This window comes from Oceanotoga teriensis (assembly GCF_003148465.1).
Lineage (GTDB): Bacteria > Thermotogota > Thermotogae > Petrotogales > Petrotogaceae > Oceanotoga > Oceanotoga teriensis.
Genome location: NZ_QGGI01000002.1, coordinates 21,665 through 43,792, shown reverse-complemented (window position 1 = coordinate 43,792; position 22,128 = coordinate 21,665). Strand labels below are relative to the sequence as shown.

At 25.6% G+C, this 22,128-nt stretch carries 21 protein-coding genes and 2 tRNA genes; 17 read left to right on the top strand and 6 right to left on the bottom strand.

Going from position 1 to position 22,128, the window contains the following annotated elements; all coding sequences use genetic code 11:
• Positions 1-14 precede the first annotated feature (14 nt).
• Positions 15-1,220 carry a pyridoxal phosphate-dependent aminotransferase gene (locus tag C7380_RS01725; protein ID WP_109603761.1) on the bottom strand — a complete coding sequence of 402 codons (1,206 nt, stop codon included), beginning with the start codon at positions 1,218-1,220 and terminating at the stop codon, positions 15-17.
• Positions 1,221-1,714: 494 nt separating this feature from the next.
• Here C7380_RS01725 and C7380_RS01720 point away from each other — a divergent pair, with 494 nt between their 5' ends.
• The 12 genes from C7380_RS01720 (at position 1,715) to C7380_RS01665 (ending at position 11,539) form a co-directional block, all read left to right on the top strand.
• A complete protein-coding gene (locus tag C7380_RS01720; protein ID WP_109603760.1) occupies positions 1,715-2,998 on the top strand; it encodes a PhoH family protein in 1,284 nt (427 codons plus the stop codon).
• Between the two features lie 89 nt (positions 2,999-3,087).
• The gene (locus C7380_RS01715) at positions 3,088-3,354 is read left to right on the top strand and encodes a DUF4911 domain-containing protein (protein ID WP_109603759.1); all 267 of its coding nucleotides are present in this window, start codon (positions 3,088-3,090) and stop codon (positions 3,352-3,354) included.
• On the top strand, positions 3,329-4,402 hold the full coding sequence (locus tag C7380_RS01710) for a YqeG family HAD IIIA-type phosphatase (protein ID WP_109603758.1): 1,074 nt from the start codon (positions 3,329-3,331) through the stop codon (positions 4,400-4,402). Before C7380_RS01715 ends, C7380_RS01710 begins: the two co-directional genes overlap by 26 nt.
• The gene (gene yqeH / locus C7380_RS01705) at positions 4,399-5,505 is read left to right on the top strand and encodes a ribosome biogenesis GTPase YqeH (RefSeq protein ID WP_109603757.1); all 1,107 of its coding nucleotides are present in this window, start codon (positions 4,399-4,401) and stop codon (positions 5,503-5,505) included. The genes C7380_RS01710 and yqeH overlap by 4 nt, the downstream gene beginning before the upstream one ends.
• Positions 5,506-5,527: 22 nt before the next feature.
• Complete coding sequence (pduL, locus tag C7380_RS01700; protein ID WP_109603756.1) at positions 5,528-6,118, top strand: phosphate propanoyltransferase; 591 nt, start codon at positions 5,528-5,530, stop codon at positions 6,116-6,118.
• A 94-nt stretch (positions 6,119-6,212) separates the two neighbouring features.
• Positions 6,213-6,289 (top strand) — tRNA-Thr (locus C7380_RS01695).
• A 3-nt stretch (positions 6,290-6,292) separates the two neighbouring features.
• A tRNA-Gly gene (locus tag C7380_RS01690) sits at positions 6,293-6,367 on the top strand.
• A 118-nt stretch (positions 6,368-6,485) separates the two neighbouring features.
• Positions 6,486-7,118, top strand: a complete 633-nt coding sequence (locus tag C7380_RS01685; protein ID WP_109603755.1) for a sigma-70 family RNA polymerase sigma factor — start codon at positions 6,486-6,488, stop codon at positions 7,116-7,118.
• Complete coding sequence (locus tag C7380_RS01680; RefSeq protein WP_109603754.1) at positions 7,115-7,726, top strand: hypothetical protein; 612 nt, start codon at positions 7,115-7,117, stop codon at positions 7,724-7,726. Before C7380_RS01685 ends, C7380_RS01680 begins: the two co-directional genes overlap by 4 nt.
• Before the next feature lie 65 nt (positions 7,727-7,791).
• Positions 7,792-10,269 carry a leucine--tRNA ligase gene (gene leuS / locus C7380_RS01675; RefSeq protein WP_109603753.1) on the top strand — a complete coding sequence of 826 codons (2,478 nt, stop codon included), beginning with the start codon at positions 7,792-7,794 and terminating at the stop codon, positions 10,267-10,269.
• A 4-nt stretch (positions 10,270-10,273) separates the two neighbouring features.
• On the top strand, positions 10,274-10,915 hold the full coding sequence (locus tag C7380_RS01670; RefSeq protein ID WP_109603752.1) for a redox-sensing transcriptional repressor Rex: 642 nt from the start codon (positions 10,274-10,276) through the stop codon (positions 10,913-10,915).
• Between the two features lie 57 nt (positions 10,916-10,972).
• The gene (locus C7380_RS01665) at positions 10,973-11,539 is read left to right on the top strand and encodes a metal-dependent hydrolase (RefSeq protein ID WP_109603751.1); all 567 of its coding nucleotides are present in this window, start codon (positions 10,973-10,975) and stop codon (positions 11,537-11,539) included.
• 19 nt (positions 11,540-11,558) lie between these two features.
• Here the strand turns inward: C7380_RS01665 and C7380_RS01660 are convergent, their stop codons facing one another.
• The 5 genes from C7380_RS01660 to C7380_RS01640 are packed head-to-tail and all read right to left on the bottom strand — an operon-like array spanning position 11,559 to position 16,116.
• Complete coding sequence (locus C7380_RS01660; protein ID WP_109603750.1) at positions 11,559-12,023, bottom strand: ECF transporter S component; 465 nt, start codon at positions 12,021-12,023, stop codon at positions 11,559-11,561.
• A gap of 24 nt (positions 12,024-12,047) precedes the next feature.
• Positions 12,048-12,722 (bottom strand): hypothetical protein, encoded by a 675-nt coding sequence (locus C7380_RS01655; protein WP_109603749.1) that lies wholly within the window; start codon positions 12,720-12,722, stop codon positions 12,048-12,050.
• Entirely contained in the window at positions 12,715-14,106 is a 1,392-nt protein-coding gene (locus tag C7380_RS01650) for a tetratricopeptide repeat protein (RefSeq protein ID WP_109603748.1), read from the bottom strand. The genes C7380_RS01655 and C7380_RS01650 overlap by 8 nt, the downstream gene beginning before the upstream one ends.
• Before the next feature lie 7 nt (positions 14,107-14,113).
• A complete protein-coding gene (locus tag C7380_RS01645) occupies positions 14,114-15,124 on the bottom strand; it encodes an AI-2E family transporter (RefSeq protein WP_158274743.1) in 1,011 nt (336 codons plus the stop codon).
• An 11-nt stretch (positions 15,125-15,135) separates the two neighbouring features.
• Positions 15,136-16,116, bottom strand: a complete 981-nt coding sequence (locus tag C7380_RS01640) for an asparaginase (protein ID WP_109603746.1) — start codon at positions 16,114-16,116, stop codon at positions 15,136-15,138.
• Between the two features lie 213 nt (positions 16,117-16,329).
• On the opposite strand from C7380_RS01640, the gene recJ reads away from it, so the two are divergent.
• Genes recJ through C7380_RS01615 form a run of 5 tightly spaced genes read left to right on the top strand, consistent with a single transcriptional unit; the run spans position 16,330 to position 22,121 of the window.
• The gene (gene recJ, locus C7380_RS01635) at positions 16,330-19,449 is read left to right on the top strand and encodes a single-stranded-DNA-specific exonuclease RecJ (protein WP_109603745.1); all 3,120 of its coding nucleotides are present in this window, start codon (positions 16,330-16,332) and stop codon (positions 19,447-19,449) included.
• 1 nt (position 19,450) lies between these two features.
• Positions 19,451-19,720 (top strand): putative Se/S carrier-like protein, encoded by a 270-nt coding sequence (locus tag C7380_RS01630; RefSeq protein ID WP_109603744.1) that lies wholly within the window; start codon positions 19,451-19,453, stop codon positions 19,718-19,720.
• Complete coding sequence (locus C7380_RS01625) at positions 19,717-20,376, top strand: RuvX/YqgF family protein (protein WP_158274742.1); 660 nt, start codon at positions 19,717-19,719, stop codon at positions 20,374-20,376. Before C7380_RS01630 ends, C7380_RS01625 begins: the two co-directional genes overlap by 4 nt.
• Positions 20,377-20,389: 13 nt before the next feature.
• A complete protein-coding gene (locus C7380_RS01620; protein WP_109603742.1) occupies positions 20,390-21,391 on the top strand; it encodes a rod shape-determining protein in 1,002 nt (333 codons plus the stop codon).
• A gap of 16 nt (positions 21,392-21,407) precedes the next feature.
• Positions 21,408-22,121, top strand: coding sequence for a flagellar hook-basal body protein (locus C7380_RS01615; RefSeq protein WP_109603741.1), 714 nt, complete (start codon positions 21,408-21,410; stop codon positions 22,119-22,121).
• Positions 22,122-22,128: the final 7 nt, after the last annotated feature.

The following is a 22,128-nucleotide window of genomic DNA, read 5'->3' as shown; positions in this document are numbered from 1 at the left end:
TAAACTCCAATTTTTTATTTTACATATATTTTATTATATTCATTTACTCCTTCTTTTAATATATAACATGCTTTTTTTAACTTTTCTTTTTCAAGAACATATGCTATTCTTATTTCTTTTTTTCCTGCTCCTTCAGTATTATAAAATCCATCTAAAGGAGCAACCATAACAGTTTCTCCATCTATATCAAAATCTTTTAACATCCATTTTATAAATTTTTCAGAATCGTCTATAGGTAATTCAACTGATACATAAAAAGAACCATGAGGTTTCTTAAAAACTGCACCTTCTATTTTTGAGAGTTCTTCATAAACTATATCTCTTCTTTGCGTATATTCATTTATCATATCTTCCATATATTTATCATTTACATTTTTTAATAATCCTATTGTACCATACTGAGCAATTAAAGGTGAACATAACCTAGATTGTGCAAATTTCATAGCTTGTGAATAAAGTTTTTTATTTTTAGTTGCAAAAACACCTATTCTTGCTCCACAAGCAGAATATCTTTTTGATATGCTATCTACAATTATATATTTGTCATAATCATCAAAATTCATTATAGAAATATGTTTTTTTCCATCAAATGTAAATTCTTTATAAACTTCATCAGATATTATATATAAATCATGTTCCTTTGCAATTTCATTAATAATAGAAATCTCTTCTTTAGTATAAACAGCTCCAGTTGGATTTGATGGATTTGAAAATATTATAGCTTTAGTATTTTTAGTTATTACATTTTCAAACATTTCTTTATTAGGAACAGCATATCCCGTTTCTGGAGTTGCCCTTACTGGCACAAGTTTAAGATTTAACATTTCTGAAAAACCTCTATAATTTGCATAAAAAGGTTCTATTACTATTATTTCATCTCCAGGGTCTGCAACACTTCCAAGTGCAAAAATTATTGCTTCACTTCCACCCGTAGTTATTATTATTTCTTCTTTTTCTAAAGGTATATTCCATTTCTTGTAATAATCAGAAAAAGCTTCTCTTAGCTCCATTAAACCTGCTGAATGAGAATATGAAACAATATCATTTTTTTCAGTTTTATCTTTTATTGCATCAAAAAAAGCCTCAGGTGTTTTTAAATCAGGTTGACCTATATTGAGATGATAAACTTTTTTTCCTTTTTGTTTTGCTTCATCTGAATACGGTATTAATTTTCTAATTGGAGATTCCTGCATATTTAATACTCTCTTTGAAAAATTCATAAAACCACTCCTCAAACTGTGAAATTTTTTTCATATAAATATTACAACAAAAAAACTTTAATTTCAATTGTGTGAATTAAACTAATATTATCAAAAATTGAAGATAATTTTTGATTAAGTTGAAAAATTATCTTCTTTTACATAATTAATAATAAATAATATTGTTAATATTTGCACATTCATAATTACTAATTACTATTTGTATTAATATTGACAAAAATACTTTTAATCTTCATTTGATTATATATATGATATAATTTTATAAACCCTTATCATAAATTAAACAACAAATAAAATCAAATATCACTTTATTAATAAATAATTTTTAAAAACTTAAATTCAAATTATTGTTTGAAACATTAAAACAACATTATCCAAATTAATTATATTTTTTTATAATTTATATTTTTTTATATTATAATAATTTTACAATTATTAAATATTGTATTTCTAATCAAATACTATAAAATCACATTATGGATGGAGGGAATAATATGAAAAAGAACTATGTATTAGATACTAATGTTTTAATTCATGATCCAGAATCTATTTACAAGTTTGAAGATAATAATGTTATAATTCCTTTTCCTGTACTCGAAGAAATCGATGGATTAAAAAATCGAAATGATAAAGTAGCAAAATCTGCAAGAGAGGTTAATAGAATCTTAGATAATATTAGAAAAGAAGGCAATTTACAAAAAGGTATTAAACTAAAAAATGGTGGAATTTTAAAGATTCTGGCTCTCACTTCTAAAGATTTAAAAGCAAGTATACCTGATTTTTTAGGAAATTCAAAAGATGATTTTATAATATATTATGCTTTAAATTTAAAAAATTCTATTAAAGATATTGAAACTATTTTTGTGAGTAAAGATTTAAATTTAAGAATTAAATCAGAATCCATTGGAATAAAAAGCGAAGATTATTTAAATGATAAAATTGATATGAAATTTATGTATGATGGATATATTTCTAAGAAAGATTTGGATTTAAATTCTGATACATTTAATTTATCTCAAGCATCTTTGAACAAAGATGAAATATATCCCAATATTTATTTAGAAACTCAAAATAATAATTACAAATTAAATGCTGAAAAAAGTAATTTTGAAAAAATAAATATAACTTTTAATACCGAAATTTTAAACATTAAACCAAGAAATATAGAACAGTTATTTGCTTTAGATGCTTTATTAGATGATTCTATTCCTTTTGTAACATTAATAGGCATGGCTGGTACTGGAAAAACACTTCTGGCACTTGCTGCAGGAATCTTTATGACTTTAGAATTAAAAAAATATAGCAAATTATTGATCTCAAAACCTGTAATACCCATGGGGAAAGATATAGGTTATTTACCTGGAAGCATAGAAGAAAAAATGAAACCTTGGTTACAACCAATTTATGATAATATGGATTATCTTTTTTCTGGAAAAGGAAAATCTCCAGAAGAATATTTAACAAAAAAACAGCTAATAGAAATAGAAGTTTTGTCATATATAAGAGGTCGTTCTATACCAAATCAATATATCATAATAGACGAAGCTCAAAATTTAACTCCAGCAGAAGTAAAAACCATTTTAACGAGAGTCGGCGAAAATACAAAAATAGTTCTTACAGGAGACCCTTATCAAATAGATAATCCTTATCTTGATGAATCTTCTAATGGATTAGTTTATGCAGCTTCTAAATTTAAATATATAGATATTTCAAGTAATATAATAATGAAAAAAGGAGAAAGATCTAAATTAGCTTCTTATTCTGCAAAAATTTTATAATTATTAACTTGATATTGTAAATCTTTATTTTAAGTATTTTAAAGTTTTTCATTTATAATTAAATAAAGTAATGTAATTGGGAGGAAATAATGCATAAAAATATTAATGAAGATGATAATTTTCAAGAATATGATATATTTATAGATGTGGATAAAAATGATATCCATTTAATAACTTATCTTCTTGAAGCGGAACCACATATGATGAATATAAGGAATAGGCAAGAAAATGGATATTTAAAAATAATAGTTCCTTCATATTTTTTGAACGATTCTTTAACCCTTATAGACTCTCTTAAAACTCAAGCCTTTCACATGGAGGTTGTTAAAGTTGAGCCACACAACGGGGTTGTTTAAATATATACCAATACCTCGAGAGCATAAACCAGATATATATTCAATAGATTATAAAAAAATGAAAAAATGGGGTATAACTACTATTTTATTCGATTATGATTTTACAGTAACTGTATGGAAAGAAAAAAAAATCACGAATAAGACGCTCGAACTTTTCGAGCGTCTTTTAGATGATGGTTTTAAAGTAGCAATTGTTACAAATGCAAAAAAAGAACGGGCTATACATATTGAAGAAAGAACAAAAGGCAAAGTTAGAGTTTTTTCAAATATGAAAAAACCCGGCATAAAAAAACTCAAAGATGTTCTAAATATTTTAAATTCACAAAACTCCAAAACAATGATGATCGGAGATCTATTTATAACTGATGTCTTCGCTGGTAATAAACTTGGTTTATATACTATTCTTATAAATCCATATACTTACCAGATAGACAGTAAATTTAAAAAATTCATGGCAAATTTTTCAAAATTTGTATATTTCATATTCTTTTATACGATAGGGTGGTTTTTTAGATTGATGGATTTAGCTGTACCTAATGAATTTAAAGATAATATTTTTGGAATCGATTATGATCATTTAAAAAAGACAAATCATAAACTTATAATTTTTGATTTTGATAACACTTTAGTTGCTTGGCATTCAAAAAACTTAAATTCAAAATCAAAAGATTTATTTGCTAAACTAAAAGGAATGGGGTTTGAAATCCTTATAGCTACAAATGGAAGGGATAGTAGATTTGATTCTGTTAAATCTGAAATATCTGAATTTGATATAAAAATTCAAACTCTTTCTTTAAAGCCTTTTAATTTTAAACTCAAAAAAAAGGTCAAATTACTTGGATATAAACCAAGAGAATGTGTTTTGATTGGAGACCAACTTTTTACTGATATTACAGCAGGTAATTCATCAGGATTTTATACCATAAAAGTAAATCCAATAAGTAAAAAAGAAGGTAAATGGACAAAATTTATAAGAAATTTTGAAAAATTGAGCATAAAAATGATGCGAAAAAAACCAACTCTTTTTAAAGGAGAGGATGAAATATGAAATGTGAAGGTTGTGGCATAAAAATTCAATCTATAGATGAAAATAAAAGTGGTTATTTGCCACAAAATGTACTAGACGAAAAAATAATAAATAATGAAAAAATACTATGTCAAAGATGTTTCAAATTAAAAAATTATAATCAATTAATGCCTTTAGATATAAATTCTGATTTCTATCCACAACTCGACAAAGTTTTAAAAGACTTCAAAACTGTTATATGGGTAATTGATATAATAGATTTTGATGGTACTTTTAGAAAAGATTTAGCTGAAAAGTTAAAAAATAAAAATGTTATTTTAATTGTAAATAAAATAGATTTACTTCCAAAAAGTTCTGCACTTTCAGAAATTAAAGAATGGTTATTTAAAAAAGTTAGAAAATATCTAAATATTAAAAAAGATAATATCAGAATGGTTTCTTCTAAAAAAGGTTTTGGTTTACAACGTGTTAGAAAATTAATAACTATGACAGAAAAAGAAAAAGTTTTAATTATGGGTGTCACTAATGTTGGAAAATCTTCTTTATTGAATAAACTTATAAATAAAGATATAACTGTAAGTTCTTATCCTGGAACAACATTAAATGTAATTAAAACTAAATTAGATCAAAGTAACATTGAAATATATGATACTCCTGGAATTGAACCAAATGATAGATTTTGTGATATTTTAGATATACATTCACAAGTTAAAATGATTCCAAATAAAGAAATAACTATACAAACATTAAAAGCAGATCCTGATAAATATGTTTTTTTAAGTGGATTGGCTTATTTTAAAATACTTGAACATGGAGATTATGATTTAAGACCTATATTTTCTATATTTATGTCTCAAAATATAGGTATTCATATAACAAAAGAAGAAAAAGTTGAAGATATTTTAAAAAATAGGAAAGTCGCCTTCCCACCATATAATGAAGAATTTGATTATAAAAAACTCAAATTTAATGAATATGAATTAAATATAAAAGAAGGTTATGATCTTTCATTACCCGGATTGGGATGGGTTTCTGTAAAAAGAGGGCCATTAAATATTAAACTATTTATACCAGAAAAAATGAGCTATATTATAAGAAAATCTATGATAAAACCAAAAATATAATTTTTTTACGGAGGTGTAAAAATTGAAATTAAAAGAAAAAGGTATAAAAGTTGGAGTATCAAATAAACATATTCATTTGTCAAGAAAAGACTTAGATATTTTATTTGGTGATGGTTATGAATTAACCCCAATTAAAGACTTAGGTCAACCTGGACAATATGCCGCAGATGAAGTAGTAGATATAGTAGGTCCAAAAGGAACTATTCCAAGAGTGAGAGTTTTAGGACCTGTTAGAAAAGATACTCAATTAGAAGTATCAAAAACAGATGCGTTTAAATTGGGTGTTAATCCTCCAGTAAGAGATTCAGGAGATATTTCTGGATCTGAAGGTATAAAAATAGTAGGACCTAAAGGCGAAGTAGAAATTAAAGAAGGTGTAATATTAGCAAAAAGACATATACATATGCATACTGATGATGCAGCTTTCTATAACTTAAAAGATAAAGATATTGTATCTGTTTTATCAAAAACAGATGGAAGAAATTTAATATTTCAAGATGTTTTAATCAGAGTAAGTGATAAATATGCTTTAGAATTTCATGTCGACACCGATGAAGCAAATGCCGCATTGTTAAGAAATAATGATTTAATATATATTATTGAAGAATTTTAATGTGAGTCGATAGACTCACATTTTAAAATTTTATGATACTTTATTTAAAATCTTGACTAAAGATAAAACTTATAGTATAATATCTTTGGTTTAAGCAGGAGTAGCTACAGTCGGTAGAGCGCCGCCTTGGTAAGGCGGAGGTCGTGAGTTCAAGTCTCATCTCCTGCTCCATATGCGGAAATAGCTCAGCGGTAGAGCACTTGCTTGCCAAGCAAGGGGTCGCGGGTTCAAATCCCGTTTTCCGCTCCATAATCCCCTTTTATAGGGGATTTTTTCTTATATTTATGTTTTAATATTTAATTTTATAATAAAAAAATGATAAAATATTATTAATTTAAATTAAATTATTATTAGGGGCTTGAAAATCATGAATAGAAATATTTATATTCTCAGAAGATTGAATACTAATCGTCTTGTGAAATTATCTCAAGTAGGAGATAAAGAAGCGATGGGGATAATTTTGGAAAAATTCGAACCAATGATTAAATCTGTTGTTTCTAAGTATTATGGCGCATGGGCTGATTTTGAAGATTTTGTACAAATTGGTTTTGTAGGATTAATGCAAGCTGTATTTAATTATGATGAAAATTCAAATTCTAAATTTTCAACTTTTGCTTATTTAAATATATCCTCTGAAGTTAAATCTTTTGTTACTTATTTAAATAGACAAAAAAACAAAGTGCTTACAGAAGCTATAAGCATAGAAAATACTTATGATGATTTTAATGAAGGATTTGAATATTATTTAAAAGATCCAGAGAATCAAACTAAAAATCTCTTATTAAATTATGTAATAGACAGTGCTTTAATAGAATTAAATGAAGATGAAACAGATATAGTAAATTTATGGTTTGATGGTTTTTCTTATAAAGAAATTTCAAAAAAATTAATTGTAAAACAAAAAAAAGTTGATAATACTATACAAAAATTAAAAAAAATTTTGCAAACAAAAAAAGATTTGTATCAAAATTTGATGTTTTTTATTGGAGGTGAAGAATGAAATCAAAAATAATTCTTATTTTTATAAGTGTTTTAGCATTAATCTTGTCTATAATTACGGAAATAAGAATGGTTAATTTTAAAAATTACTCTCAAAAACAAATAAACAGATTATCAAATGAATTAAATCAAAAAAATTCTCAATTAGAAAAAGATATAAATCAAATGAACTCTTATTTTAAACCCAATGGTTTAGTAGAAAAATATATAGTTTCTAATAGTCTTTTAAAAAAACAAATGGATGATTTAGATAAAATATTGACTCAATTGCAATCAGAAGATAGAACTGGATATATTCAAATATATATAATAGGTTCAAAAGATGTTTGGAGTTCTTTCAAAGATAATAATGGAAAATATTTGTTTCAAGGTAATTTAACACCAGGTTTAAACCCTTATAAATTTTATTTTTTTAAATCTCCAAATATAAAAACAGATTATACCTATATAATCCCTTATAATAGCTCATTTAAAAGCGGAGACCCATCAAAAGTATTTTTTTTAATACAAGAACCTGGACAATCAAGACTTTTAAAACATCCAGATATAAATATTCAAAACATATCTAAAGATCTTAACTTATATATACCCACAATAACAGGTAATTAGTAATTGTGAAAAAGTGCTTATATGTGGTATAATTAACAATATAAAAATAAATGGAGGTTATATAAATGGAAAGAGAGTATAATCCTGTTGAATTTGAAAAAAAATGGCAAAAAGTTTGGGAAGAAAAAAAAGCTTTTCAAACTCCTCAGAATTCAGAAAAACCAAAATTCTATAATCTAATAATGTTTCCATATCCCTCAGGAACTCTCCATGTAGGACATGTTAAAAATTATACTATTGGAGATGTTGTAGCAAGATATAGAAAAATGACAGGTTATAATGTTTTACATCCATTTGGATATGATTCTTTTGGTTTACCTGCTGAAAATGCGGCAATAAAACAAGGTAACATACATCCGGAAAAATGGACTTTAAAAAATATAGATATAATAAGAAATCAAATAAAAAAAATGGGTATTTCTTATGATTGGAGTAGAGAAATAATGACTTCTTCAGAAGAATACTATAAATGGACTCAATGGATATTTATAAAAATGTATGAAAAAGGACTTGTTTATAAGAAAAAAGCAGCAGTTAATTGGTGTGATGATTGTAAAACAGTTCTTGCAAATGAACAAGTTGTAAATGGCTCTTGTGAAAGATGTGGTCATGAAGTTGAAATAAAACATTTAGAACAATGGTATTTCAAAATAACTGATTATGCAGAAAGACTTTTAAATGATATAGACAAACTTGATGAATGGCCTGAAAATGTTAAAATAATGCAAAAAAATTGGATAGGTAAAAGTGTTGGTGCTGAAGTTGAATTTAAAATTGAAGGTAAAGATGAAACTATAAATGTTTTTACTACAAGACCTGATACATTATGGGGAGTAACTTTTATGGCTTTAGCTCCAGAATCTCCATTAGTTGACATTTTGACTACTGATGAAAATAAAAAAGATGTATCTGATTTTCTAAAAAAGGTTGGATTAGAAGATAGATTTAAAAGAACAGCAGAAGGAGCAAAGAAAGATGGGGCTTTCACTGGAAGTTATGCTATTAATCCTGTAAACAATGAAAAGATCCCAATATATGTTGCAAATTATATTCTTTATGAATATGGAACTGGTGCTATCATGGCTGTTCCAGCTCATGATCAAAGAGATTATGAATTTGCAAAGGTTTTCGATTTAAATATCAGACAAGTAATAGATGGTGAAAATGCTGATATATCTGAAAAGGCTTTTACAGAAGACGGAGTTATGATAAATTCAGAAAATTTTAATGGTAAGAAAAATAGAATAGCTTTAAAAGAAATTTTAAATTGGCTTGAAGAAGAAAAAATTGGAAAACAAAAAACACAATATAAATTAAGAGATTGGTTAATATCAAGGCAAAGATATTGGGGCGCACCTATTCCTATAATTTATTGTGATAAATGTGGTACAGTTCCTGTACCAGAAAAAGATCTACCAGTAAAATTACCAAGAGATGTAAAATTCGAAACAACTGGAAAGAGCCCTCTTGTTGATAATAACGATTTCAAAGAAACTAAATGTCCAATATGTGGTGGAACAGCTCATAGAGAAGTTGATACTATGGATACCTTTGTTGATTCATCATGGTATTATTTGAGATATGTAAACCCACATAAAAATGATATGATATTTGACTCAGAAGATGTAAACAATTGGTTACCTGTAGATCAATATATAGGCGGAGTAGAACATGCTATACTTCATCTTTTATATTCAAGATTTATAACCAAAGTACTTCATGATATGAATTTAATAAATTTTGAAGAACCTTTTAAAAATCTTTATACTCAAGGAATGATCTATAAAGATGGAGCTAAAATGTCTAAATCAAAAGGAAATGTAGTATCTCCAGAAGATATTATAAATAAGTTTGGAACTGATTCGTTGAGAACTTATATATTATTTATGGGACCACCAGAAAAAGATACGGAATGGAATGATTCTGGTGTGGAAGGTGTTTATAGATTTTTAAATAAAGTTTGGAACTCATATATGAAATTTATTGATGAAGTAAAAGATATAAAATTTGATAAATCTAAATTAAATTTAAAAAACAAAGAAGAAAAAGCATTGAGAAGAAAATTACATCAAATAATTAAAAAAGCCACTAACGATATAGAAGGTAATTTTCAATTTAATACCGCTATAAGTGCTATGATGGAACTTTCTAATGAATTAAATAATTATTTAAAAAATAATGAAAATAATTTAAATTACATGCTTTTAAGAGAAATTGCTGATAATTTTGCTTTGATGTTATCACCAATTGCACCTCATATATCTGAAGAGTTATGGCATCTTTTAAATCATGAATCATTAGTAATTGATTCTAATTGGCCAACTGTAGACGAAGAAGCATTGAAAGTAGATGAATTAACAATAGTTATTCAAGTAAATGGTAAATTAAGATCTCAATTAAATGTATCAGTAGAAGAAGATTCTGAAATAATTAAAAAATTAGCTTTAGAAGATGAAAAAATATTAAAACATATAGAAGGTAAAAGTATTGTAAAAGTCATATATGTACCGAAAAAATTAGTTAATATTGTTGTGAAGGGGTGAGAAAATGAGAGCTCCTAAAATACCAAAACCAACGGTAAGGAGACTGGCAATCTATTATAGATGTCTTAATAAATTGAAAGAAAATGGTATCGAAAAAACCTCTTCCAAAGAAATGGCCGATTTATTGGGAATAAAGGCTTCTCAAGTTAGGAAAGATCTATCTTATTTCGGTGAATTTGGAAAAAGAGGAGTAGGTTATAATGTTGACAAACTTTCTTTTAAATTAAAAGAAATCCTTGGATTGAAGAAAAACTGGAATGTTGCAATAGTTGGTGCAGGTAATCTTGGTTATGCTATAGCTAATTATTCAGGTTTAGAAAAAAATGGGTTCAAAGTTGTTACCGCTTTTGATAATGATGAAAAAAAGATTGGTAATATGATAGTCCCTGGTGTAAAAATAGAAAGAATACAGGATATCGAAAAAATAATAAAAACATATAATGTGGAAATAGCAGTTCTTTCCGTTCCTGTAAATGCAGCTCAAGAAGTTGTAGATATACTTCTTGAAGCAGGAATTAAAGGTATTCTAAATTTCACTCCTACATCTTTATCTGTTCCAGAAAATATATCTGTAGAAGATGTAGACTTTGTAATATCTTTAAAATCATTAACCTTTGAAATAGCTTCGGCCGAAAATGAATTATAACATTAGTGGGGAAAATCCCCACTTTCTTTTACAAAAAATATATAATAAGGTGATTAAATGCCAAATTTTAGAACTCATATAATCTCAGGAATAATAGGATTTCCTATTTTTTTCTTTGTATTCAATATAATAAGTTATTTATTTACTAAAAATTTTTATTCTTTTTCAGCTTCTGAAATAACAATATCTTATGCTCTTTTTATACTTGGGAGTGATTTTCCAGATGTAGATCATCAAAAATCTTTAATAAATAGATTTTTCAGAATATTATTAATACTTGTTTCTGTATATTATTTTTTTGAATATGACTATATTTTTAAGCATTATATCCCATTTAAAGGACCTTTTTATTATCTTTTGATAATTTTTGTAGGAATATCTGTTGGAACTTTGTTTGGCATAATTTTCAATAATACTACTAAACATAGAGGTGCATGGCATTCTATTTTAACAGCTGTTCTATTATCTGTAATACTATTTTTACTAAATACTAAATATTACATATTAATAAAATTTTTTTATAGTTTTAGTTTATTCATAGGTTATATAACTCATTTATCTTTAGATACAATAAACACAAATCTTAAAAAAAAGAAAAGAATCAAAATAAAAAATAAAAAATAAAAAACTTCGATGAAGTTTTTTATTTTTTTATTATATTATATTTTTTTAGCATTGAGTATATAATAACTGCTAATAAAATATTCACAATACTTGCTACTATCAACATAGGCATTATTCCCAAAACTCCTTTAAAAGTAATAATTTTTACAACTATAAAAGGAGATACAATACCATTTAAAATTACACCTATTAAAATAGATATAATCTTATTTTTTTGATATAATTTACCAAAAATATAAGTTATCGCAAACATTGCTAAAGCAAGAGGTATATGATAAAGTTGAAAATAAAAACCAGAATTCCATGATGTAAAAAAATGTCCCAGTAAAGATGCAATTCCTCCGTATAAAGGATTTATAATACTCAACAAAAATCCTGGCATAGAATCAAGTGCTATACTTCCAACTGGTGATGGAAATTTTAAAAATGATAATATAAAAGCTAAAGCAGTAAAAATACCTATTAATGAAATTTTTTTTGACATGTTTAAACTCCTTTGAAAATTTATTTAATCCCAATTTTTTTTATCTAATGTTTTACCTGTAATCTTTTCAAAATTTTCCACAGCTAAAGGTTTTTGAAGATATAAAGGTTTTAGATTGTTAATATCAACACTTTTAGAGATTTTTTCTATATCAATAAAAACATCCTTATCAAAAAATATTTCTCTATGATCATTTTTTAAATCATATTTATTCTTAAAATACAAAGCCTCTTCACCTAAAAGAGTATATCCATTCAAATAACTTTTAAAATCTGAAAAATTAACCATTTCAGGTTCATTTATGCGCATTTCATTTTCATATAAAGCTATATAAGCAGCATCTTCTCTCGCCCTTTTCAATACAGCTCTTTTAACAACTTTTTTATCTTTTAAACAGAGATTAACAATATCAGTAAAATAAAATTTTCTAATTGAAAAATCTTCAAAAGGCATTAATAAACCTTGCAAGGTAACAATTGATATTCTAATCCCTGTAAAAGAACCAGGGCCTATATCTATAAAATAATTTTTTATATCTTTTAATTTGAGTTTATTTTCTTTTAAAAGTTGATCTATTTTTATTATTATTTGAGATCCAGAATTTCTACCAGTTGCTGTTTTTATCAAAATATCATTTTCATTTTTGAGACCAATATAAACTTCTTTCGAAGATGATGATATTATCAAAGAATTATTCATTAAAATCTCCTCTTTCTTTAATTTTCATAGCATGTTTATAAGTACTTATAGATTCATTATATTTATCCATTTTTTCATAAACTTTAGCAAGAAATATATAATATTTAAAATTGTTTGGCTCTTTTAAAAGAAGTTTATTAATTATCCTAAAAGAGAAAATGGGTAATCCCATTTTAACAAAGAATTCTGCTATACGTATATTTGGAAATACCTCTATTATCATTACAAAAAGTATAAAAATAATTAATATTGGAATTATTATGAATAAATAATTATATTTTTTATCTTTGTCTGATGATTCATTTTTATTTTGTTCTAAATTTTTTATCGTCTCAGTGCTAGAATTTGTTTTTTTATCAATATCTAAAATTTTCATTTTATTTATACTTTCAATTTGATCATATAAAATATCTATTTCTTTATTTATTTCAGCATTTATATTCAATTTATCTCTTGAAAAATCTAATACCATTTTTTCTTTTAAATTTCCAACTTTTATATTTAAAGTTTTTAATAAATTTAAAATTAAATCATCTATCAAATCGTGTTTTATATTTAAACCTTGAGATTTATATATATAACTCAAAGAATCTTCTATAAAATCATTTAAATCTGTTTTTTCTACAAAATAAACACTATTATTTAAAGATGTAAGTTTTTGTTTTATATCAAAATAAGAATTTAAGAGTATATAAGTTTCAAGATTTTTTTCATTTATAGAATTAATATCTTTCATAAATCCCAATAATTTATATGCCCCTATATAATCCTTTTCTTCAATAGAAAAAGATTCATTTGAAATTATATCATCAATTTTTTTCAAATACACAACAGGAACATACTTTACTATGAATGCTTTTTGACTTTCATCTAAAAATGTAGAATTATTTATAGATTTTTTTATTAAATAATTAATATATATATCATACTGGGTTATATTTATTCTTTTTTCAAATTTTTCAATTCTATATAGATATTTGACATAATTTTTAGATTCATCTGGATTTATCAAATAATCTTCAACCCTTTCAACCATGTTTGGAAAAACTATTATTAATTTTTCAATATCATCTTCAGAAAAATTGAAATTTGGAGGTATTAAACTCAAATTAGTTGCAAATGCTCTAAAATCTTCTGTAATTATACTTTTAACAAAATTATATTTTGAATATTTTTCATATAAAAAACGTTTTGCAGATATTATTCTTCCTGCATTTTCTATTTCTTCACTATATCCAAACTCACTTAAATATTTTAAAAATTCATCCCATGAAAGTTCTAAAGTATTTTCATTCTTAGATAAATTTAGTATATCTTCTACACTAATAGCAAAAGAAGTTAAAAATGATAGCAAAATCATTAATATTATTATATATCTTTTCAAAAATATTTCAGCTCCTTTCAAAAGTAGGAGATACAAAATGTTTCCAAAAAACTTTAATCGATATTCCTATTGGAACAGCTATTATAGGACCTACAAATCCAAATATATATCCAAATATCAAAATTGAAATTATTACTGCCACTGGATTTATTCTGGCACTACCTTTCATGACATACAAGAAGAATATAAAAGCAGATGTATGTAATATGATCATTATTAAAAGCAATATTAGCATTTTAGTCAATCCACTTGATATACCAACTAATATTAAAGGAATAAACTCAAAAATAACTCCAACGATGGGAATAAAATTTGTTAATGCCGCCCAAAAACTCATCAATAAAGAATATTTAACTCCTAATATATTCATTATTATAAAAGCTCCAATCCCAACAAAAAGAGCCGCAAATAAAGTAGAGATAACAAAACTTTTTAAGTTAACATATAAATCTTTTAGAAATGATATAGATGTGTTTCTTATAGATTTAGGAAATAAATTTCCTGCTTTTAATTTAAAAGAATCAAAGTAAAAACTTCCATATATAGTTATTAAAACTAAGTAAAAGATAAAAGAACCTATTTTCCCACCTAAATTAGGCATTTGTATTAAAGCATCGTTTATGAAGGATATTATTTTAGGTCTCAAAGTTATCAAAAATTCAGTTACATTTTTTTCTATATCATCAAATTTTTCTGGGAATAATTCTCTCCATTCTTGCTTTTCAAAGATTCCATTTAAAAAATTTATAAAATTAGAAACCTCACCAATCACGGTAGGTATTAAAAAAACCAATAAAAATATAAGACTTATAAATATTATTAATATAGATATTAAAATTGCAAATTTTTTAGGCATTTTTAAAAATTTCATAAAAAATTTAGAAAATAATTCTACAACAAATATAACCCCAAGAGAAAAAACCAGAATAGAAAAAACCTGCATAGAAAGCGCTGCTATAGAAAAAAATATTATTAAATATATTGAATTAAATATAGCCGCTTTTTGGTTTTTAGTCACAAAATTCCACCTCATTTATTTTGATATTCAAAATAAGATCTTATAATCTCCATATCATTAGTTTTTCCAAGAACTACCATCAATTTTATTCTTGCTTTAGGACCAGAAACTTCTTGACCCATTATAATTCCTCTATTTTTGAGGTCTGCTCCTCCTCCCTTATATCCATACACTCCAAGAACTCTCCCTTTAAAGCATCTCGATACTAATACCACTGGTATTTTTTTATTTATTAATTCTTCAATAGCATCAGCTACGGGTTCTGGAACATTTCCTCTTCCAAATCCCTCGATAACAACACCTTTATATCCAAGATCTGGAAGTTCTTTTATTATTCTTCCATCATCTCCAGTATAAGTTTTTATTAAAGCCACTTTATCTTCTATTTTATCGGTATTTATATGCATTCTTAATAAAGATCTTCTAAAAAAAATAACAGTATCTTCATCAACCATACCAAGTGGACCATATCCAAGTGAATCAAAAGTCGCTACATTACTTGTATAAGTTTTTGTAACTTCTCTCGCAGCATGTATCTCATCATTTAAACAAACTAAAACTCCTTCTTCTATTGAATGTAATGCACAAGCTACTCTTACTGAAGCTATTAAATTTCTTGGTCCATCTGTAGCTGGTTCATTCCAATCTCTCATCGCCGCTGTCATAACTACAGGTTTTACAGTATCAAGCAATAAATCTAAAAAATATGCCGTTTCTTCAAGTGTATCCGTTCCATGGGTTATAACTATACCATCTATATCTTTCCTATTCAATATTTTTCTCACAAATTTAGAAAGATCAAACATTTTATCAGGAGTCATGTGTGGACTTGGTATATTTGAAAATTCAAAAAGTTCTGTTTCTGCCATATCTCTCAAATAAGGAATATCATTCAAAGATTTGTTTAGTTCATCAGATGGAATAACTCCGAGAATTGGATCATGTCTCATTGCAATAGTTCCACCAGTAGTTATTATAGCTATTTTTTTCATTATTTAAGAACCCCCAAGCTTATTAATTTTTTCATTTAAATTATACCATGTATATTTAACACTTTAAATCATAACTATAATAAAAAAACAAAAAATAATGAATTAACAGTATTTTAAATTTGTCCTACATCATTTCTTATTGTTATTTACAGATAATTTTTGTATAATATAAGAAAAGAAGAAATAAAAATAAATAAGAAAGGGGAACAAAAAATGAATAATAATTGGAGAGTCTTTTGGGACCCCAATGACCCTGACTATGAGGCAAATATAAAAATTGCCCGTGGTCTTTCTAATGATATAGGAATTTCTGAATTCCTTGGAAAACTTCTAGTAAGTAGGGGTCTAAAAGATAAAAATGAAGCTGTTGAATTTTTAAATCCCTCTAAAAATCAAGTAATAGATCCTTTTTACTTAAAAGATATGGATAAAGCTGTATCTTTACTCAAAGAAATAAAACAAAAAGAAGAAAAAATCGTCGTATTTGGAGATTATGATGTTGATGGAGTAACTGCAGCTGCAACATTATATATGGGTTTGAAAGATCTTGGTTTTAATGTTGATGCTTATATTCCTTCGAGAATGGATGAAGGTTATAGTCTGAATATGGATGCAATATCTGATTTTAATAAAAATGGATTCAAAAACATAATAACCGTAGATTGTGGAATAACTTCAATTGAAGAAATAAGCTTTGCAAAAAAACTTGGGATGAAAGTAATAGTAACAGATCATCATGAACAGCAAGAAAACCTTCCACCAGCTGATGCCGTTGTAAACCCAAAGAGAAAAGATAATAATTATCCTTTTAAGGGACTTGCTGGAGTTGGAGTTGCTTTTAAAGTTTTATTGGCTTTATCTAAAGAAATAAATCCTTCTTTTGATCCATATAATTATATAGACTTAGTAGCTATAGGAACTATTGCTGACATAGTACCTCTTTTATCAGAAAACAGATATTTTGTAAAAAGAGGTTTAGATAAAATAAGAAAAAATCCTTTAAAAGGCGTAGAAGCTCTTCTAAAAGAATTGAAAATAGTTCCTTCAGAAATAAAATCACATATAATAGCTTATAAAGTTGCACCTAAAATTAATGCTGCCGGAAGAATGGCCGATGCTTTTACAGCGTTTAAACTTTTGACATCAAAAAATGATTCAGAAATACAAAAAAATGTAAGTGCTTTAATAAAACTCAACAGTAAAAGACAAGCAAAAGAAAAAGAGATTTATCTCTTTGCTTTAAGTCAAATGGATGTAAACCCAGAATATAAAAAAGATAAAGTAATAGTATTGAGTGGAGATAACTGGCATCTTGGTGTTCTTGGCATAGTTGCTTCAAAACTTTCTTCTCAATTCAATAAACCCGTACTGATGATTTCAAAAGAAGAAACTTTTGGAAAAGGTTCGGCAAGAAGTCCTCAAGGAATTAACTTAATGGATTTGTTTAAAAATTCTTCTAAAGAAGATTTATTTCAAGAATTTGGAGGCCATGAATTAGCAGCTGGATTTTCCGTCCCAAATGATAATTTAGATTTATTAAGAACTAAGGTAAATGAATCATATTTTGATTTATATGGAGAAAAAAAGCCTATTTCAGAAGTTTCAATAGATATGGAAATAGAAAAAATTTGGCCTACATTCTTCGATGAAATAGAAAAATTAGAACCATATGGTTATAAAAATCCAGAGCCTGTATTCTTAATGAAAAATGTTAAAGCGGAAAACATGAAATTCTTTGGTAATGCAGTAGAAAGTTTTGCAGGTAAAATAAGAAATAAAAAAGATTTAATAATGGACATAATTGGATATGGATTAGCTCCAAATTTAAAAGAAGCGAGATATAATAATCCAACAAGCATATATTTAGATATAGTTGGTAATTTTAGACAAGAAAATTCATATAATTTAAAACATAAATTTTTAAAATTTTATTTGAAAGATTTAAATTTAAAAAGCAATGAGCAGTTAAATAAAGATATAAGTTCTTTAGACATAAATAGCATCTTAAAAGAAGAAACTTATAAAGTATCAAAAATAGATGTTATAAAAGATAATATTTCAGAAAACAAAATTGCCATGTTTTTGCCAAGTAGAATTAAATATGCCGCAATGTTAAAAAAAATATTTGATTCTATTAACAATAATAAAAAAGTTGTTATAATAGGTGCTTCTAATATAGTTTTAAAACATACTTATAATATAATTTCATCTTATATATCTTCATCTAATATGTATTTTAATAAAAAATCAAGAATAAATAATAAAACTATATTAAATCAAAAAATTATATTTATAACAGTACCAGCATTTTTTCATAATTTAAAAATGTTTAGTTCTGATATATTTGAAATTATAATTGATGAACCATTTTATTCTATGGCACATCCAGCTATAAAAAACATAAAAGAATATACAGAATTCAGAAAATATATAATTTTCAAAAAAAATAATATATCTTCTTTTGGAACATTATTTCATACAAGCTTAAAAGAATATTTTAAAAGAGCTGGATTTAAAGTTTTGGTATCAAATGTAAGCCCATCAAACTATGAAATTATAAGAGAAAAGAAAAAATTATCTGAAATATTAAATGATTATATAAATGAAAATATAAATAAAGTAATAATGCTAAATGATGAAACAAAACAAACAAAACTTTCTAAAATAATATCAGATCAATTCAATATTTTAGAAGACTCTATAAAAGTTTTTAACAATTCGATGGAATTTACATATAAATTATTAGTAAAAGAAAATTTCAAAAAAAATAATTCAAACATACTAATATCTTCATATTCAAATAATGGATTATCGATGGAATTAAAAGGCAAGAATCCTATATTTATAATATTAGATGTTCCAAAAACAAGACTTGAATTAATAGATATCGTAGCTTCTTGGTCATCAAAAAAAGGAGTTATAAAGTTTGTTCTTGCTTATGATGAAAAGTTTAGAGCAAGATTATCATATGATTTTGCACGTATGTATCCATCGAGTAATGTATTAAAACAAACATATGATTTTATAAAAAATAATCCTTCACAAAAAGAAAATGAAATAATAAATAAAATGTTTAAAGGTGATATTGAATTTGGTAAAGTTGTCTTAGATGAATTAACTGATACAGGATTAATTATTAACTTATCAAACAAATATGAAATTTTTGAAGATTTTAACTTAAAATTACTTCATAACTCAGTGAAAAATAAAGAAAGTATATTAGATGGTTGGCTTATAAAAGATAGTATACATTTTTTTGAAGATATTGATAGTAAAAAATTTATGGAACTTTTCAAAACAAATATAACAGATTTTAAGTTTAAAGGAGTTTAAAATGACAGAATTAAGAACTACTCTCGATATAAATATGGTGATTTTAATAAAAAATTATGAAATAATTTATGTCAAGGATCTTTTAAAAAATAATAATATATTTTCTAAAATATTTCCTGCTCCAAAAACAGTTCTTGAAGTTTGTGCACCAGTTTTAACCGCAAGCAGTAAAGATGAAAAAATAATAAAAAATATTTTGGAAGAAAATGGTATTATATTTGAAATTAAAAAACTAAATAAAGATATTATATGGGAGCTATTAAAAAGATGAAAATTTATGGAATAGATCATGGAGACAAAAGATGTGGTATATCAAGTGCAAATGAAATTTTAAGAATATCAGTTCCTAAAGATACTGTAGAAAAAGAAAATTTATTAAATTATTTACAAAATGAAAAAATAAACTCTTCAGATACTTTAGTTTTTGGTATGCCTTTATCTATGTCTGGTAGATACTCTACCCAAACGTACAATGTTATAAATGAAGCTTTAAAAATCAAAGATATCTTAAAATGTAAAGTCTTCTTAGTAGATGAAAGACTTACATCAAAGATATTATTTAATCAAGTAAAAGGAAAAGTGAATAGTAAAAAAGTAAAAAATAAAAAAGATCAAAATTCAAGTTCTTTAATTCTTTCAACTTATTTATCTAATCCAAATTCAGGAATAGAATTAATAAATAAAGAAGTATATAAAATAGAACTCAAAGATCAAAACATATTGATATATGATATTGCAATCGAAAATTTATCAACTGAATGCGATCTTTTCATAAATGATCCTTGGATATTTTGGTATTATTTCAATAAAGGGTTTAAAAGCACAAATAAATTAGAAGATATAAAGGTTGAATACAATACAATAGTAAAAAACTCAAATATAGAATTGCTTAATGAATTAAAAGCTAAGTCTATAATTAATTTATAATGGAGGTAACAAAATGGCTAAACATGATCTTGGAATAGACCTTGGAACTGCTACTTTTGTTGTTTATCAAAGAGGAGTAGGAATAATAATAGAAGAACCATCTGTTGTTGCTATAGATGCAAAAAAGAAAAAAATAATAGCTATAGGTACTCAAGCTAAGGAAATGATAGGAAAAACCCCAGAACAAATAAAGATTATAAGACCTGTTCAAGATGGAGTAATAACAAATCCTGAAGTTATAGAAGAAGTTTTGAGATATTTTTTAAAAAATGCGAAAAAAGGGTTATCATTTTCAAAACCAAAATTGATAATTGGTATACCAGCATTAACTACTGATGTTGAAAGAAGAGCCGTAAAAGAAGCTGCTGAAAGAGTTGGAGCTTCTCAAGTATTTTTAGTTTCTGAACCTTTAGCAGCTGCAATAGGAAGTGAAATAGATATAACAAAACCTAATGGACATATGGTAATAGACATAGGCGGAGGCACAACGGATATTGCAGTAATTAGTTTAGGCGGAACAGTGGAAAGTGAATCGATAAAAGTAGCCGGAGAAGCGATGGATGATGAAATAGTTAAATATATCAAAAAAAGTTATAGATTTTCTATAGGAACTTCTACTGCCGAAAGAATAAAAAAAGAAATAGCAAAAGCTTATAAAGATGAAGAAACAATAGAAATAGAAGTTAAAGGGCAGGATATAAAAACTGGTCTTCCTTCATCTATAAAAATAAATTCAGATGATATTTTTGAAGCTATAAAACCTGTTTTAAATGAAATAATAATAAAAGCAAAAAATGTTTTAGAAAAAACCCCCCCTGAACTTGCAGCTGATGTAATGAACAATGGCATAATATTAGTTGGTGGAGTTTCAAGAATACGTGGACTTGATAAATTACTCAAAGAAAAGACCGGTGTTAACACAATAGTTACAGAAGATCCTCACTTAACTTGTGCAAAAGGTACAGGAATTTTATTAGAAGATATAGAACTATTAAGTAGTGTCCATGTAGAATAAACTGAGGAGGATTTTTATGAGGGGAATTTATAATTCAGCAATGGGTATGTTAAACTCTTTTGCCGAAGTAAATAAAATATCCAATAATCTTGCCAATGCTAATACAACTGGTTATAAAAAAGATATAAATACTTTCAAAAGTATTCTTGAAAAAGAAATACATGCTTATTCAAAAGAAAATAAAAAAGGCGAATTAATTGGAAACGTCTATTCAGGAGTTGTTTTAGACAAAGTTTATCCAATAATAACTCAAGGTGTTTTAGAAGAAACATCAAATAATCTTGATTTTGCAATTGAAGGTAATGGTTTTTTCAAAGTACTTTCTGGTGATAATTATTTTTATACCAGAAATGGAGAATTTAAAGTAAACAATGATGGCTTTCTTGTAAATAATTCTGGAGATTATATTTTAGATGAATTCAATCAACCTATAATTATTCAAGATTCATTTCAAGTAGATGAAAATGGAAATATACAAGAAAACAATGTTGCTTTTTATAATACTGAATTAGAAAATATTTACAAAGTTGGAAATAATTATTTTTCAGGCGATGAAATTAACTTACAAAGTTCCAAAATAAAACAAGGGTTTATAGAAAAATCTAATGTTAATACTCTTGAAGAAATGGTAAATTTAATAAATGCAAATAGACAATTTGATATACTTCAAAGAGCAGTAACTACCAATGATTCATTGAATACAAAATTAATAGAAATCTCATCAAGATAATGAGGGG

Bases quoted from the DNA above. Each gene is read 5' to 3' on its own strand.
- C7380_RS01725 (WP_109603761.1), bottom strand. From the start codon at position 1,220: ATGAATTTTTCAAAGAGAGTATTAAATATGCAGGAATCTCCAATTAGA.
- C7380_RS01720 (WP_109603760.1), top strand. From the start codon at position 1,715: ATGAAAAAGAACTATGTATTAGATACTAATGTTTTAATTCATGATCCA.
- C7380_RS01715 (WP_109603759.1), top strand. From the start codon at position 3,088: ATGCATAAAAATATTAATGAAGATGATAATTTTCAAGAATATGATATA.
- yqeH (WP_109603757.1), top strand. From the start codon at position 4,399: ATGAAATGTGAAGGTTGTGGCATAAAAATTCAATCTATAGATGAAAAT.
- C7380_RS01685 (WP_109603755.1), top strand. From the start codon at position 6,486: ATGAATAGAAATATTTATATTCTCAGAAGATTGAATACTAATCGTCTT.
- C7380_RS01680 (WP_109603754.1), top strand. From the start codon at position 7,115: ATGAAATCAAAAATAATTCTTATTTTTATAAGTGTTTTAGCATTAATC.
- leuS (WP_109603753.1), top strand. From the start codon at position 7,792: ATGGAAAGAGAGTATAATCCTGTTGAATTTGAAAAAAAATGGCAAAAA.
- C7380_RS01670 (WP_109603752.1), top strand. From the start codon at position 10,274: ATGAGAGCTCCTAAAATACCAAAACCAACGGTAAGGAGACTGGCAATC.
- C7380_RS01665 (WP_109603751.1), top strand. From the start codon at position 10,973: ATGCCAAATTTTAGAACTCATATAATCTCAGGAATAATAGGATTTCCT.
- C7380_RS01660 (WP_109603750.1), bottom strand. From the start codon at position 12,023: ATGTCAAAAAAAATTTCATTAATAGGTATTTTTACTGCTTTAGCTTTT.
- C7380_RS01655 (WP_109603749.1), bottom strand. From the start codon at position 12,722: ATGAATAATTCTTTGATAATATCATCATCTTCGAAAGAAGTTTATATT.
- C7380_RS01640 (WP_109603746.1), bottom strand. From the start codon at position 16,116: ATGAAAAAAATAGCTATAATAACTACTGGTGGAACTATTGCAATGAGA.
- recJ (WP_109603745.1), top strand. From the start codon at position 16,330: ATGAATAATAATTGGAGAGTCTTTTGGGACCCCAATGACCCTGACTAT.
- C7380_RS01630 (WP_109603744.1), top strand. From the start codon at position 19,451: ATGACAGAATTAAGAACTACTCTCGATATAAATATGGTGATTTTAATA.
- C7380_RS01625 (WP_158274742.1), top strand. From the start codon at position 19,717: ATGAAAATTTATGGAATAGATCATGGAGACAAAAGATGTGGTATATCA.
- C7380_RS01620 (WP_109603742.1), top strand. From the start codon at position 20,390: ATGGCTAAACATGATCTTGGAATAGACCTTGGAACTGCTACTTTTGTT.
- C7380_RS01615 (WP_109603741.1), top strand. From the start codon at position 21,408: ATGAGGGGAATTTATAATTCAGCAATGGGTATGTTAAACTCTTTTGCC.